Annotated in this window: 13 protein-coding genes; 10 read left to right on the forward strand and 3 right to left on the reverse strand. The window is 63.2% G+C overall.

Annotation, left to right across the window (positions count from 1 at the left end; genetic code table 11):
* Nucleotides 1–159 precede the first annotated feature (159 nt).
* A complete protein-coding gene (locus V1280_RS44900) occupies nucleotides 160–867 on the reverse strand; it encodes a hypothetical protein (RefSeq protein ID WP_334537557.1) in 708 nt (235 codons plus the stop codon).
* 118 nt (nucleotides 868–985) lie between these two features.
* The gene (locus tag V1280_RS44905; RefSeq protein WP_334537559.1) at nucleotides 986–3,823 is read right to left on the reverse strand and encodes an ATP-binding protein; all 2,838 of its coding nucleotides are present in this window, start codon (nucleotides 3,821–3,823) and stop codon (nucleotides 986–988) included.
* 341 nt (nucleotides 3,824–4,164) lie between these two features.
* Between V1280_RS44905 and V1280_RS44910 the strand changes: the two genes are divergently transcribed.
* From V1280_RS44910 to V1280_RS44945, 8 genes are all read left to right on the forward strand, one after another.
* Nucleotides 4,165–4,836 (forward strand): sensor histidine kinase, encoded by a 672-nt coding sequence (locus V1280_RS44910; RefSeq protein WP_334537561.1) that lies wholly within the window; start codon nucleotides 4,165–4,167, stop codon nucleotides 4,834–4,836.
* Between the two features lie 137 nt (nucleotides 4,837–4,973).
* Nucleotides 4,974–5,663, forward strand: coding sequence for a VOC family protein (locus tag V1280_RS44915; protein ID WP_334537563.1), 690 nt, complete (start codon nucleotides 4,974–4,976; stop codon nucleotides 5,661–5,663).
* Nucleotides 5,664–5,920: 257 nt separating this feature from the next.
* Nucleotides 5,921–7,234 (forward strand): epoxide hydrolase family protein, encoded by a 1,314-nt coding sequence (locus V1280_RS44920; RefSeq protein ID WP_334537565.1) that lies wholly within the window; start codon nucleotides 5,921–5,923, stop codon nucleotides 7,232–7,234.
* 65 nt (nucleotides 7,235–7,299) lie between these two features.
* Nucleotides 7,300–8,148 (forward strand): enoyl-CoA hydratase/isomerase family protein, encoded by an 849-nt coding sequence (locus tag V1280_RS44925; protein ID WP_334537567.1) that lies wholly within the window; start codon nucleotides 7,300–7,302, stop codon nucleotides 8,146–8,148.
* A 114-nt stretch (nucleotides 8,149–8,262) separates the two neighbouring features.
* The gene (locus V1280_RS44930; protein WP_334537569.1) at nucleotides 8,263–8,685 is read left to right on the forward strand and encodes an OsmC family protein; all 423 of its coding nucleotides are present in this window, start codon (nucleotides 8,263–8,265) and stop codon (nucleotides 8,683–8,685) included.
* Nucleotides 8,686–8,705: 20 nt separating this feature from the next.
* Complete coding sequence (locus tag V1280_RS44935; protein ID WP_334537571.1) at nucleotides 8,706–9,140, forward strand: cupin domain-containing protein; 435 nt, start codon at nucleotides 8,706–8,708, stop codon at nucleotides 9,138–9,140.
* Nucleotides 9,141–9,176: 36 nt separating this feature from the next.
* Nucleotides 9,177–9,692, forward strand: coding sequence for a peptide-methionine (S)-S-oxide reductase MsrA (gene msrA / locus V1280_RS44940; protein ID WP_334537572.1), 516 nt, complete (start codon nucleotides 9,177–9,179; stop codon nucleotides 9,690–9,692).
* A gap of 2 nt (nucleotides 9,693–9,694) precedes the next feature.
* On the forward strand, nucleotides 9,695–9,988 hold the full coding sequence (locus V1280_RS44945) for a DUF1330 domain-containing protein (RefSeq protein ID WP_334537574.1): 294 nt from the start codon (nucleotides 9,695–9,697) through the stop codon (nucleotides 9,986–9,988).
* 27 nt (nucleotides 9,989–10,015) lie between these two features.
* Here the strand turns inward: V1280_RS44945 and V1280_RS44950 are convergent, their stop codons facing one another.
* Nucleotides 10,016–12,898: an ATP-binding protein gene (locus tag V1280_RS44950; RefSeq protein ID WP_442895208.1), complete on the reverse strand. Its 2,883-nt coding sequence runs from the start codon at nucleotides 12,896–12,898 to the stop codon at nucleotides 10,016–10,018.
* 48 nt (nucleotides 12,899–12,946) lie between these two features.
* Here V1280_RS44950 and V1280_RS44955 point away from each other — a divergent pair, with 48 nt between their 5' ends.
* Together V1280_RS44955 and V1280_RS44960 are read left to right on the forward strand one after the other, a co-directional pair.
* Entirely contained in the window at nucleotides 12,947–13,201 is a 255-nt protein-coding gene (locus tag V1280_RS44955; RefSeq protein ID WP_334537578.1) for a hypothetical protein, read from the forward strand.
* 29 nt (nucleotides 13,202–13,230) lie between these two features.
* Nucleotides 13,231–14,220, forward strand: coding sequence for a Bug family tripartite tricarboxylate transporter substrate binding protein (locus V1280_RS44960; RefSeq protein ID WP_334537580.1), 990 nt, complete (start codon nucleotides 13,231–13,233; stop codon nucleotides 14,218–14,220).
* Nucleotides 14,221–15,001 lie beyond the last annotated feature (781 nt).

Consider the following 15,001-nt stretch of genomic DNA (forward strand, 5'->3'; position numbering starts at 1 on the left):
CTAGAGATGGAGTGCGCGGCTTAGGTCTCGTTCGAGCTCGTGACGTTGTTCGCTGCTCGTGAGACGCAATCTGCACCCAGGCCGGGCTGTTAGCTCGTTATGTATTGTTAGACGGTGAGAGTGGGGAGTTTGGTCAGGCTCGTTGCCTGTTTGACGACGTCACTCGAAGACGGCGTCGAAAATCTCGACGTCGATCAGCACAGGCTTGGCGATGACAGTGCCGTCGGGCTGCAGCGTCAGCGTGCGCCGAAGGGTTGGAACCACGATGCCGTTGAACTTCTCGTGGGCCCAGGAATAGTGCGCGACACGTGCGCCGAGGAGATCGTGATCGGTCCGTCGCTGCAAGGCGTTCCCATCGAAGTAGAACACTTGCTCGGAGGCGAGGCTGATCAGGCCAGGCGGGAATTGCGCGCGAAGGCGCCGCCAGGTCTCACTGTTTTCTTGCCACGACGGCAGCTCCTCGATCACGACGTCGGGACGAGCGAGGAGGAATGGGGTGGTGAGATCGTTCCAGATCTGGACGCCGCAGAAGAAGACCAGATGCAGTTCGTCCGCCAGCGCATGCGCGCCGTTGGTGGGGAAGGCGAGGCTTGGATTACGCCAGGTCCGCAGCACCTGGCCATCCACGCTTTCGATCGTGATCGTGTCCGGCGCAAACGCTCCGGACTGTTCGCCGCCGGTGATGCCGGTGAAGCGGACCGATTGCGTCCGCGTCGATCCTTCCGCGGTGACGTCCTTGAATTCGCGGGCATGTCCGGCATCGGAGAACAGGGCCCCTCCAACGGAAAGATGCAGCGTGAACCGGCTCAAGCTGTTCCAGCGGGCCAAGCCGCCGCAGGCGTCGATCGCATCGTCAAGAAGTGCCATGTCTCACTGCATCCACCATGAATTCTCAGCACCATGGCGGGGCGGGGGCGGCTTGGCGTGTTAGAAGTTGTTAGGAGTTGCAAGAGCCCGATCGAGCGGTATCTCGTTGAAGATGCTCTTAATTCAGCGTGCTCAGGAGCCCCCTGGCGGCGACCAGGTCGCGGCTCGACAGGCCTTCCTGATATTGTCCGACCAGCGGCGCGAGCAGGGCCTGCGCATCGCCCTTTCGTCCAGCCCGCTGCCAGACGCGAGCCATGCTCATCGCCCCCCGCAGCTCCCAGCCGCGCGCACATTGCCGGCGCGACAAGGCAAGCGATTGCTGGAGACAGACTTCGGCCTCCGTCGCCCTGGCGGATTGGACCAGAATGTCCGCCTTGACCCGGAGCATTTCCGGCATATCGAAGGATTCGCCGTGATCGCCGATCTGGGCGATCGCTTCGTCGATCGTGCGCAAAGCCTCCTCAGAGTGGTTCTGGGCCGCCAGCCCTTCCGCGAGCGCCGTTGCAAACACCGTCGTCATGATCCGGTGCCGCGTGGCGTACAAGGTCGCCTGGCTGCGGCGAAGATGCTCGATGCCGCCGGCGATGTCCCCGCGGCGGAGCAGAAGCTCGCCCTTCTGGCCGATGCCGACCGCGTGATAGGGGCCGAGGAAGTGCCGCGCGGAATGGTCGATCAGCCGCTCGATCAGGCTTTCGGCGCTGGCCCAGTCGCCGACCCACAGAAACACGTAGATGGTCCAGATCAGGGAAATGCCGAGAGTCAGGGGTTGCTCGAGCTGCTCGGCCTGGCGCACCGTGTATCTCGCGGCCTCGATGGCGCGATCGGGCCGGCCGCTGAGCCAGAGCCCGCGCGCCAAGGCGACCAAGGCGACGATGCGGTCGTCATAGCCGAGATGGCCGATATTCAGCCGCTGCGAGCCCGGATTGTGCACCATCGCGCTCTCGCAGAACTGCACGGCCTTGTCCTGGTTGCCGATCAGATGATGCGCCACACCCAGCATCCACTCGACGTTCAGCGTGCTGGTCGGGTCGTTCAGCTTCCTGGCGACACCTTCGGCCTGTACGCCGGTGCCGAACGCGCCGTGAAAATCTCCGACCCGGGTCAGGTAGATGTGCAGCCCGCGCAACAGCCAGAGCTGCCAGTGCAGGTCGTCGAGCTCTTGAGCCAGTTGCAGGCTTCGCGTGAACGCCGACCGGACCCCTTCCGTGTTGCCTTGCGTGAACATCACGGAGACGCCGAGCGCCGCCTGCAAAGTCATTTCCTTGCGACTGTCGAAATTATCGGCAGAGGCGAGCGCCTGCTGGGTCCAGCCATGGCATTCCGTCAGCAATGTCAGCTCGAGGAAGAACTGCGCGGCCGAAGCTGCCAGGTCCACGGCGAGCGCGCGATCGCCGTGCTCCGAGAAGCTCCAGGTCAGCGCGGCCCGCACATTCGGCAGATGGTCGGCATAGGGCAGGAAGCCGCCCGCGCTGTGCATGCCGTTGGACTTGATCGAGATGTCGTGCAGGAAGTCGCGCAAATATTCAGCGTGGGCGCGCGCCACCCGGGTCGCTTCCCCGCTTTCGGTGAGTTTGTCGCCCGCAAAGGCGCGGGTCGTGTCGAGCAGGCGGTATCTCAGTCGCCGTTCTGCAGGCGACGTTGCAATCAGGGATTTCGACAGCAAATTCGAGATCGCTTCGACCGCCTCCGCCTCGTTGATGCCCTGGCTTGCGGCGACGGCGAGCGCAGCTTCCAGCGTGAAGGGCCCGACGAAGACCGACAGGCCGCGCAGTGTCGCGCTCTCGGCCTGGGGCAGGAGGTCGTAACTCCAGCTCAGCGCCGCGCTCAGCGTCTGGTGCCGGGGTATAGCGGTGCGGCGTCCCCGCCACAGAAGCAAGAAACGGCTGTCGAGCAGCGAGGCCGTGCCGGCAATCCCGTAGGCGTTGACCCGTCCGGCGGCAAGCTCGATTGCAAGCGCAATGCCGTCCAGGCGCCGGCAGATATCGGCGACGAGAGGCGCATCCTCTTCACTGAGTTCGAATTCGCTCAGGCTTTCGGCAATCCGCTCGACGAAAAGCTGGCTCGCCGGGTAGGCAAGGATGTCGGCCATGCTGAGCCCGTCGCGTTGTGGCGGACAATCGAGCGGAAACAGCCGGTACACCCGTTCTCCCTCGGTGCGAAAGGATTCGCGGCTGGTGGCGAGAACATGCAGCTCACGTGCTTCCCGCACCATGCGCTCCACCAGCGGAGCGAGCTCGTCGATGATGTGCTCGCAGCTGTCGAGGACCAGCAGCGTCCGGCGGTTGCGCAATGACATCAGCAGCCCGGGTATCGGGTCGTCGGAATTGACGGTCAGGCCAAGCGCCGCGGCAATCGTGCCGGGAACGAGCCGCGGCTCCGTCAGCGCGCCAAAATCGACGAAGCAGACCTGGCCCTCGAAGCTCGCAAGCTGACTGTGCGCCACGGCAAGCGCAACCGAGGTCTTGCCGATGCCGCCGGGGCCGACGATGGTGACGAACCGATGCAGGGACAGTTCAGCCGCGATCTTTTCGACGGCGTCGTCGCGGCCAATCATCTTCGCGAGTGGAGCAGGGATGGACCGGAGCGAGGACTCGGTCGCGCCTGTCCGGCTCTCCGCGGGCGCGGTGCGGAGCGGCGGGGCCGTGAAACAATAGCCGCGGCCGGGCACGTTGACGACATAACGGGAGCCTTCGCCGGCATCGCCCAGGGCCTTGCGCAGGGACGTGATGTGAAAGCGCAGGCTGCCCTCGTCGACATTGACGTCGGCCCAGATCCGCTTGACCAATTCCCGCTTGTCCACCACCTCGCCGGCGCGCTCGGCGAGAAAAATGAGGATATCGAGCGCACGGCCGCCAAGATGAAGCGGGACGCCATTCTTCTCAAGCAGCCGCGACCGGGGAAGCAGCCGAAAGGCCCCGAAGGAAATGGCAAAGTCCTGGTCGTGAGTGTCCGGCACGCGCCATGATTCCAGCGAAAGGAAAGTGCTGCTGTCTGTTGGTCTATCAGAACGCGACCCTGAGTAAACCGGCCGAAAGCGGCGAAATCGAGCAACGGGCACGAGATCGGGTCGAAAGAGCAAAGGGCGAAACGCAACGAATTTTGCTTAAACGCGAACGGCTTGTGCGGAAAGCGTGAAAGTTCGGCTGCGCGCTTCAGAACTGATGCATCGGTCGCGTCATGCAAGTATTACGCGCCTTCCGATCATAACAGAATCTTGCAACGTCTAACGAGCGTGAGCCGCTGGTCTGCATCAGTATAGCTTTCGAGTTAGGCCTATTTCCAACGGGGGAGGCTATCATGCCCGAAATCAGCTCTCGAACGAACGACAGGGGCCTTCGATCTCATTTTGTCGCCAATCTCGACGATGTTTCGCGTGACTGGGAACTCGTGCTGCGCGAGTCACACCATCGGATGAAGAACACCCTGACGCTCCTGGGTGCGTCAGTCCGCCGCGACTTCATGCGGGCCGGGACCAGGGACATGTCGGTTGCGGTTGACCGGCTGGAGCGGCGCATCGTCGCCTTCGGCAGGCTCTATCAACTTTTGTCCGACAATGACGATCTGGCGATGATCTCTGTCGAGGCCTTCTTCGGAGGTCTCTGCGGGGCGCTTTCCGAGGCAGTGCTGGAACCGGCAGGCGTCCGTTGCGAGGCTTCGATCGAGAGCGGCGCGCTGCCGGCATGGCAATGCCACCGGCTTGCGCTGATGCTGACGGAGCTGGTCACGAATGCAGCAAAGCATGCCTTTCCGAACAAGAAGGGCGCGCTGATCCGCATCGAGGTGGCGAACCACGAGGGCAATTGGATCTGCACGGTGACTGACAATGGTGTCGGCGCTGTCGGACCGCTTCAGGGCGCCGGCAGCCGGATCCTGGAAGGCCTGGCGCGCAGCATCGGTGCCCGCATGCAAGGCGAGGCCGGGCAGGGCGGCACACGCGTGACAATAGCAATGCCGCTCGCGGTCGCCTGAGGAGGTGGCCGCGCTCGCAATCGCTAACGAGCCATAACATCCCATAACGGGCATTATTCCCCAGTCTGCGCGAAAGTCGTGGTGTCAGAAGCGGGTCTCGGTCGCGAGAGCCTGCACCTCAAACCAGGGAGTTCGACATGACCACCACCGAGATCAATCCTCCAGCCGGCGCCAGGCCAGCGACATCGCGCGCAGCCGACCTCAGGCTCGAGGTCGTTGTAATCCCGGTTTCGGATGTGGATCGCGCGAAAGCTTTCTATGCGAATCTGGGCTGGAGACTGGACGCAGATTTCGCCTCCGGTGATGGCTGGCGCGTGATCCAGTTCACGCCGCCGGGCTCGGCCTGTTCCGTGATTTTCGGCAAGAACGTCACGCCCGCGGCGCCCGGTTCGGCGCAAGGCCTTTATCTGATTGTCTCCGACATCGAGGTGGCGCGGCAGGATTTGCTCGCGCGTGGCGTCAAGATCAGCGAACCCTTCCACGGTGGCGGCGACGTTCACGCCGGCGCCGACGAGCCTTATCTGTTCGGAAGTGTCCGGCTCAACGGCGCTGATCCAAAACGCGGCAGCTACAGCTCATTTGCCTCCTTCAGGGATCCCGACGGCAATGGTTGGCTGTTCCAGGAAATCACGACGCGGCTGCCCGGCCGCATCGACGCGACGGACACGACGTTCACCTCGTCAAACGAACTTGCGCGCGCGCTGCGCCGCGCGGCGGCCGCGCATGGCGAGCACGAGAAGCGGACCGGCGTGCACGACGAAAACTGGCAGGACTGGTATGCCGACTACATCGTGCGCGAGCAGGCCGGCCAGCCGCTGCCGACCTGAATCGCGAGCGAAGACACTTGGCTCAATGCTGACACGGCGCGCGATGGCTCATCGCGCGCCGTGATGCATTTGCGCCTCGAAGATCATCCATCATCACGCTCCTGCTCTGTGTCACGACGACTCGCAAGGGCTAACGCAGCCTAACAATCCATAACGAGCTAATGGCCGGTGTCTGAGCCAATCTATCTTCAGGACGAACCGATCTGTCGATTTCGAATTTCGGTCAACGTCACAGACCATAGCGAGGGAGATCCAAAATGACGACGCAGACACGAGCCGACATGATGAACCCAGATCGTCGCCAACTGCTCGGCCAGGCCGCAATGGTGGCTGTTGCCGCAGGCACGGCGAGCCTGTTTCCGGCGCATCCGGCAAGTGCCGCTGCAAACGGTGCAATCCGTCCGTTCCACGTCAACGTGCCTGAGGAAGATCTGCTCGATCTGCGCCGTCGTCTCGCAGCGACACGTTGGCCCGATCGCGAGATCGTCGCCGACCAGTCGCAGGGCGTGCAGCTCACGACAGTCCAGCAGCTGGTTCGCTACTGGCAGTCCGACTATGACTGGCGCAAGATGGAGGCGCGGCTGAACGCGCTGCCGCAGTTCGTCACCGAGATCGACGGCGTCGACATCCACTTCATTCATGTGCGTTCCAGGCACGAGAATGCCTTGCCGATGATCGTCACCCATGGTTGGCCGGGCTCGATCATCGAGCAGATGAAGATCGTCGGCCCGCTGACCGATCCGACTGCGCATGGTGCCAAGGCCGCAGACGCTTTCGACCTCGTGATCCCGTCACTCCCCGGTCATGGCTTCTCAGGCAAGCCGACCGAGCTCGGCTGGGATCCGCAGCGTGTTGCGCGCGCCTGGGTCGTGCTGATGAAGCGGCTCGGCTACAACCGATACGTCGCCCAGGGCGGCGATTGGGGCAATGCGGTCACCGAGCAGATGGCGCTTCTGGCGCCGCCGGAGCTGCTCGGTATTCACACCAACATGCCCGCGACCGTTCCCGACGACATAGCCACGGCGCTTCAGCCCGGCGGATCGAAGCCATCCGGTCTCTCGGCAGACGAGAATTATGCCTACGATCAGCTCGACGATTTCTACAAGCATGGCCTCGGCTACGCGATCGAAATGTCGAACCGGCCGCAGACGCTCTATGGCCTGGTGGATTCGCCGGCGGGTCTGGCCTCCTGGATGCTCGATCACGATGCGCGCAGCACCGCGATGATCGCGCGAGCGTTCTACGGCAAGACCGAAGGGTTGTCGCGGGACGACGTCATCGACAACATCACGCTCTACTGGCTCACCAATACGGCGGTGTCTTCGGCGCGTCTGTACTGGGAGAACAAGCTGGTGTTCTTCGCGCCCAAGCATGTGAAGATCCCGGTCGCCGTCAGCGTCTTCCCGGACGAGATCTACGCCGCACCGCGCAGCTGGGCCGAGAAGGCCTATCCCAAGCTGATTCACTACAACCGCCTCGACAAGGGCGGCCACTTCGCGGCCTGGGAGCAGCCCGCGTCGTTCAGCGCTGAAATGCGTACCGCGTTCCGGCCGCTGCGCCAGTCGATCTGATCTGAATGGGACGCGTGCCCTTCGCGCGCGTCCCATCCTTCGAGACCACATCAGGAGTGCAAACCATGAATCGCCCCGAACGCAATTTCACCACAGAAGACATCAGGCTGGAGCGGCGCCTGCCGACATATTGGCGTGTCACCTTCGACATGCCGCCGGTGAACATCTTTGGCCCGAAGCACCTGCCGCTGCTCAACGATATCATCACGACGATCGAAACCGATCCGCGGGTGAAGGTCGTGGTGTTCGACAGCGCCGTCGAAGGCTTCTTCATCACGCATTACGATTTCCTCGCGCCTCTGGAGGACTCTCTCAACATCCCGCCGGGGCCGACCGGGCGGCAGGCGCTGCCCGACATGCTGGTGCGCCTGAGCCGGGCACCGGTGGTGTCGATTGCTTCGATCCGAGGCCGCGCGACCGGTGTCGGCAGTGAGCTCGCGCTCGCAAGCGACATGCGCTTTGCAAGCCGTGAGAAGGCGATCCTGTCGCAATGGGAGGTCGGCGCAGGCCTGGTGCCCGGCGGCGGGCCGATGGCGCGGCTGCCGCGCCTGATGGGCCGTGGTCGTGCGCTCGAAGTGCTACTCAGCGCCGATGACATCCACGGCGATCTGGCCGAACGCTACGGCTACGTGAACCGGTCGATGCCGGATGCGGAACTCGACGGCTTCGTCGAGGCGCTCGCCATGCGCATCGCCACCTTCGACAAGGACGCAATTGCCGAGACCAAGCGTCTGGTTGATGTCGCGAGCCTGCCACCGGACGAAGAAATCAAACCGGAGTGGGACGCGTTCATAGGATCCCTTGGTCGTCCTGCGAGTCAGACCAGGATCAAGGCGCTCATGGCGCGCGGTTTCCACCGCGCCGGCGACGTCGAAAACCAGTTGGGCTTCCACGTCGGACAGATCGGCATTTGACGGAACCGCTGCGGCGCTCGACCGGTTGGAAGGCGACACGGCGGCTGTGCCGGGGTAGCCTTTCACCGGTACAGAGCGCCGCCAAACGACGACAAGCAAACAAGGAGAAAAGTAATGATCCGCAAGGCAACAGCAGTCTGGAAGGGCACCGGTCGCGACGGCACCGGTCATATTTCGAGCGAATCCGGCGTGCTCGCCGACACGCCATACTCGTTCAAGACTCGCTTCGAGAACGAGAAGGGCACCAATCCCGAGGAATTGATCGCAGCCGCCCACGCCGGCTGCTTCACGATGGCGCTGGCCTTCGGTCTTCAGCTTGCGGGCTTTACGCCGACCGAACTCTCCACGGAGGCCGCGGTCACACTCGATCCCGAAGGGAAGGGATTCAAGATCAGCAAGTCGGCGCTGACCTTGCGCGCCAAGGTGCCGAACCTCGACGATGCCGGCTTTGCCAAGATCGCCGGCGAGGCCGAGAAGAACTGTCCGGTGTCGAAAGTGCTGAACGCGACGATCACGCTCGACGCCAAATTGACTTAAGCTGGATCGAGGAGACGACCATGCCGCGCCAACATCAGCCAGATGAAGACAGGTTCCGGGCCATCTTGCCCGAGGATATCGACTGGAGATCGTTTCCAGCGTTTCCGCCTGGGGCGCGGCTGGCCGTCATGGTCGGTCATCCCACCGAACCCGGCCCCTATGTGGTCCGGGTGAGGGTGCCTGGCGGCACCAAGTTGATGCCGCACAAGCATCCCGAGGACCGCATCTATACGGTCATGTCGGGCGTCTTCTACATCGGCCTCGGCGAGACCTTCGATGGCGATCAGGTGAAAGCCTATCCTCCGGGCAGCGTGATTGTCCTGCCCGGCGAGACCTGGCATTTTCATTGGGCGAAGTCCGGCGAATACATCACGCAGGTGTCGGCGGTCGGACCGCTTGGCCTCGAATATCACGACGATCATGATGACCCTCGCTTGCACGCGGTCACGCAGTAAGATGAGATCATCCAAATTGACGAGATGGAGCATCAAATGACGACAGAGCGCGCAGTTTTGGCCGGAGGCTGCTTCTGGGGCATGCAGGATCTCATCCGCAGGCAGCCCGGCGTGATCTCGACGCGGGTCGGCTACACCGGCGGTCGGGTGAAGAACGCCACCTATCGCAATCACGAAGGCCATGCCGAAGCGATCGAGATCGTGTTCGATCCTGCGAAGACCAGCTTCCGGACCGTGCTGGAGTTCTTTTTCCAGATCCACGATCCCACCACGCTCAACCGTCAGGGCAACGATCTGGGTACGAGTTATCGCTCGGCGATTTTCTACACGTCGGACGAGCAGAAGCACGTCGCCGAAGACACCATTGCCGATGTCGAGGCTTCGGGGCTGTGGCCGGGCAAGGTGGTGACCGAACTCGCTCCAGTCGGCGAATTCTGGGAGGCTGAGCCCGAGCATCAGGATTATCTCGAACGCTATCCTGACGGCTACACCTGTCATTTCATCCGGCCCGACTGGAAGCTGCCGCGCCGCGCGGTTGCCGCGGGGAGCTAGCGATGACCAAGGGATACTGGATCACGTTCTATCGCTCGATCTCCGATCCAGAGGCACTGGCCGCCTACGCAAAGCTCGCGGGGCCCGCGATCACCGGCCATGGTGGTCGTTTTCTCGCCCGCGGTAACGCCGCCAAGGTCTATGAGCAGGGCATCGCCCAGCGCGCCACGGTGACCGAGTTCGACAGCCTCGAACTCGCCGTGGCGGCACACGACAGCCCTGCTTATCAGGAGGCGCTCAAGGCGCTCGGCAATGCCTGCGAGCGGGACGTCCGGATCGTCGAAGGATTGGGCTGAACGCCGCGAAGGTCGTCGACGCCCGGATCAGGTCTGCAGCTGCGCGATGAGATCGCGGGCGATCCGCATATCGGCGATACCGGATCCTTCGGTCATCGCGGCGCAGGCCTTCTCCAGAACAGCAAGTGCGTCTGTGCGCTCGCCCCGTCCAAGCCTGACCTGCGCGATGCTGATCGCGCACCGCAGTTGCCAGAAGTCCGCGCCCTGCTGCGCTGCCAGATCCATCGCCTCGTGAAAGCAGGCGTCAGCGGCTTCCGATTGGGGTGACTCTCTCAGCATCAGCTCACCCTTGATGCGGAGCAGCTCCGGCAAATACCAGCGTTCCTGCCTGTCGTTGCAACGCGCCAATGCGTTCTCGATCGTGTCGAAGCCGTTGTGGATCTGGTTGGCCTGTCCGAAACAGGCCGCGAGCTCGCCGAGCAGGGGAAGAAAGCGCGGCAGGAAGCGCGCATCGCCGGCGTGATTGAGCTCGTCGCGCAGCAACGGCAAGCCTGTCTCGACGTTGGTGCGTTTGGCGATGACCAGGGCGTTGAAGGCGCGTGCCCACAGACCCCAGAGCCGGATGGCATGGCGATCGGTATGCTCGAGCAACTCGGTCCCGTAGCGCTCGGCAGCATCGTAGTCCCCGGCCAGAAAGGTGATCGGGCAGGCGGCCTGTCCGAGCACGCTGCAAAAAGTCAGCGCGTGGCCATTGGCTCGGCCTTCATGGATGTTTTGCTCGGCGAGTGCCAAAGCCTGATCCGCATGACCCTGGAGCCACAGGATGCGGGCACGGAAGTACTGCGTCGATAGCCTGACATCGAGCGGAAAGATCTTCGGTTTCTCGGCCAGCACGTGCAAGGAGGCGTTCACCCGGTCGATGCGAATCCGGGCTCCGTTCTGGTCGCCGAGATAGTGCAGCGCCACGGCGGTCAACCGGTCGGCCAGCATGAGATCGGTCTTGTCGGGTGAACTCGAAGCGGCCTCGGCGAAACGATCGGCCAGCACGCACGCTTTGCCGAATGCGCCGTTGTTGAACTGGTCGATGCACAGGCCCCAGAGCGCCCGCAGCCGGAAATCCTTGTCGTCGAGCCTGTCGGCCAGCTCTAACGTGGCCTCGAGGATCGGGCGTGCTTCGCGCGCGCGTCCTTCGCCATACATCAGCGACCAGCCGAGCGCCGCCAGCAGCTGCATGCGTACTCGCTCGTCGCCGTGGTCTCCGAGCGCGGCAAGCGCCGTTCCGGCCCGCTCGCGACACTCCGTGAACAGCGAAAGACGGATCCAGAGCGTGACCGCCACCGCCGTCAGCGCGATGCCAAGCTGTGCGTCGCCATCCGGCGAAAAGGCCCAATCCAGCGCGGCGCGCAGATTGTCCAGCTCCGCGCCATAGACGCCAAGCCAGTCCGACAGCGGCGCGGAGGTCTCGGCCTCGGCGCGCTCGAACAGGTCGCGAAAATGTTCGGCGTGCCGCTGCGCGATCCGCTTGGCTTCGCCGGCCTCGTTCAGCTTGCCGAGCGCGTAGGTGCGCGTGGTATCCAGCAGGCGATAACGCAGTGTTCGCGCACCGGACGGTGCGATCAGCGATTTCGTGACGAGATTGTCGATCGCCTCCATGGTCGCCGACGTACTGAGCCCGTCGCCCGATGCGACGGCGGCAGCCGCCTCCGGCGTGAACGGGCCGACGAACACCGACAATCTCCGCAAGATCGCGCTCTCGGATGCGGGAAGAAGGTCGTAGCTCCAGTCGAGCGCGGCGCTGAGCGTCTGGTGTCGCGGAATGGCGGTGCGCCGGCCGCGCCATTGCAGCGAAAAGCGGCTGTCGAGCAGGGACGCCGTGCCGGCGATGCCATAGGCATTGACGCGTCCCGCCGCGAGCTCGATCGCAAGCGCGATGCCGTCAAGGCGGCGACAGATGTCCGCCACCAGCGGCGCTTCCTCCGCGCTGAGCTGAAATGGCCCGGAGCTCTGCGCGATACGTTCGACGAAGAGCTGGGCTGCGGGATAGGCGAGGATGTCGGCCACGGCGAGGTCATCGCGCCGGGGCGGGCAATCCAGTGGAAACAGCCGAAAGATCCGTTCGCCTTCGCTGCGAAAGGATTCGCGGCTGGTGGCGAGCACATGCAGTCGCGGTGCCTCACGAACCAGGCGTTCGACCAGCGGCGCGAGGGTCTCCAGCACGTGTTCGCAACTGTCGAAGATCAGCAGCGTCGGTTTCGTCTGGAGATGGGTCAATAGCGCCGGGACCGGATCCTCCGCATTGATGGACAGCCCGAGCGTCGGTGCGATGGTGATCGCGGCGAGTTCGGGCTTTCGCACCGGTCCGAAGTCGACGAAGAAGACGTTGCCATCGAAATGGGCCAGGCTGCGATGGCCCACGGTTACGGCCACCGCGGTCTTGCCGATACCGCCGGGGCCGACCACGGTGACGAAACGATGCAGCGCCAGCCCCGTCGAAATCTTTTCGATGACGTCGTCGCGCCCGATCACCCGGGCGAGCGGCGTGGGAAGCGAACGGGGGAGGGGGACATCAGCCGGGGGAACAGGAAGTGCAGGAGCAATTTGGGCGAGTGATGCGACGAAGCAATAGCCACGCCCCGGGACGTTTACGACATAGCGGGCCGATTTGCCGGTGTCGCCGAGGGCCTTGCGCAGCGCTGCGATGTGGAAGCGGAGGCTGCCGTCGTCGACGTTCACGTCGGCCCACACGCGCTTGACCAGCTCGCGCTTGTCCACGACTTCGCCGGGTCGTTCGGCCAGGAAGATCAGGATGTCGAGCGCGCGGCCTCCGACGTGAAGATGCGCGCCGTCCCTCTCCAGGAGGCGCGACTTCGGAAACAGTCGAAATGGCCCAAAAGAAATGGCCGAGTCATGGTTGTTATCGTCTGGCACGCACCATAGCCCCCTCGGCAGGGAGTCAAAAATGTTTGACATTGTCTACCAGAACGAAGCCTACAGCAAACTGGACGAAAGCAGAGGGTGGTGGCCAATGATCCGATCGCGGCTGCTTTGATCGACACGTCGCAGCGAAAATATCGCTTTCCGATGAATGACTTAAGCCCGCGCCTGAAAATGGCGCCGTCCGGGGAGTTGTCGATCTTGCGCAAGGGGCGCATGCCGCAAAACGAGGCAGGCCTCCGTTTTGCTGGCCAGGCCCGTCGCCTCGCCAACCGCGCGCCATTGACGATGGCCGCATCGTGCTGCGAATGGAGTTTCGGGAGCCGGTCCCGCCACTGATCACAAGCTGCCCATCTTCGGAATTGGACATGCCCTCCCTTTCGCGGCGACGATTCGTCAATGCAGCCGCATTTGCGGCGACCTTCGCCGGATTTCCACGCAGCGGAAGCGCTGCGGGCTATCCATCGCGTTCCATTCGGCTCGTGATCCCCTATGGGGCCGGCGGCTCAGGCGATGAGATCGGACGTCCCTGGGTGGAGAGGATGTCATCGCAGCTTGGTCCGACGTTCGTCGAGAACATCGGCGGTGCAGGCGGCGCGATCGGGACGACCGCCGTCGCGCGCGAGGCGCCTGATGGCTATTCGCTGCTTCTGGGAAATGGCAGCACGCAGGTCATCATTCCGCTGACGACGGCCAATCCCTCCTATTCTGTCGGCGACTTCCGGGCGATCTATCGCCTGATCAGCAGTGCGCTGGTCTTTGCCACCCATCCGTCCGTGCCGGCCGCAAATCTGAAAGAGCTGATCGCTTGCGCCAAGACCAAACCCGGTACGATGTCTTACGGGACGCCCGGTATCGGCACCGGAAATCACCTGGTCGGCGAGATGTTCAAGCAGCAGGCGGGCGGGCTGGATATCGTCCACGTTCCCTATCGGGGCATCGCGCAGGCCACCAACGACCTCGTCGCCGGCCAGATATCTCTCATTATTGGCGTCATGTCGGTTCAATTGCTGCAATTGAGCGAGGCCGGCAAGATAAAGCTGCTCGCGGTCACACCCGAGAAGCGATTGAGCGGCGCGCCTGATATTCCTACCGCCATGGAATCGGGCATGCCTGATCTCAGTTATGAGGGATGGTTCGGCCTGTTCGCGCATAAGATGACGGACGATGCGATCATCGACCGCATCGCGCAGGCGACACGCACGGCGATGGCCGAACCCGCGCTCCAGGCGGCATATCGCGCGCAAGGCATGGAGCCGGACAGCGATTCCAGTCCGGACAAGTTTCAGCGAATTGTCGACGCCACCGCGGCAAGCCTTGCTCCAGTGATCAAGTCAATCGGGCTTAAGGCGCTGTAAGTCGACGCTGTGCCGTCGGGCAAAACACCCCGCCAGGCGTCAACCCCTTCCCACAAAAATATTCCACTTTACCGAAATTCGGAAATGGCGTATGTGTTGCGACATCCCGGCTCATCCTTGAGGGGCGATCTCGTGTCGTCTTGTTCGCGAGCCGGGCTTGCGGTGGACGCGGGCAGCGTTGGATACGAGAGGTGCGGGCAGGGCGGGTAGTCCCTGTGAGCCCGAAACCGCGTGTCGACGAGCGGCGCTGTCAGGTTCGTCTCGTCTGCATTCTCTGGGCAATGTCGACAATGCCTGGAGATAATGCGGCGAACCAGCGAACCGTGCGTACGGCAAAACCGTGTGGTCCTGGCCGTCGTCGCTACGGTCAAGCTTTCGCGGAGGTGTGGAGCGCCCAACCGGGTCAACCACATCGTCAATTCGCGGAAGGGAGGGAGGCCAGAAGGAATTCGGCTCCCGGGAGAGCACGGCATAAGCCGTCAACCCACTGCGCAGGGAAGGCCGAGTGATTGGCACCACCTGTATGCTGCTGTGCGGTCTTTTTGCGCTACATTTTCGCGCAGCGGACCGCGGGTGCGAGGTCAGCACCCGGCCTTCCCTGCGCCCTCTTGGACAACAGGGCGGAAAGATCAAGCAAAGCTCGGGCGAAATGAGCCGCGAGAGCGCGAAGGCGTGTCTGCAAGGCCGTAGGATGGGTAGAGCGAAGCGAAACCCATCAACGCTTCTTCCACGACGAGCATGATGGGTTTCGCAAGTGCTCTACCCATCCTACTAAAGCTGC

It is taken from the genome of Bradyrhizobium sp. AZCC 2230 (assembly GCF_036924495.1).
In the GTDB taxonomy this organism is placed as follows: Bacteria; Pseudomonadota; Alphaproteobacteria; order Rhizobiales; family Xanthobacteraceae; genus Bradyrhizobium; species Bradyrhizobium rifense.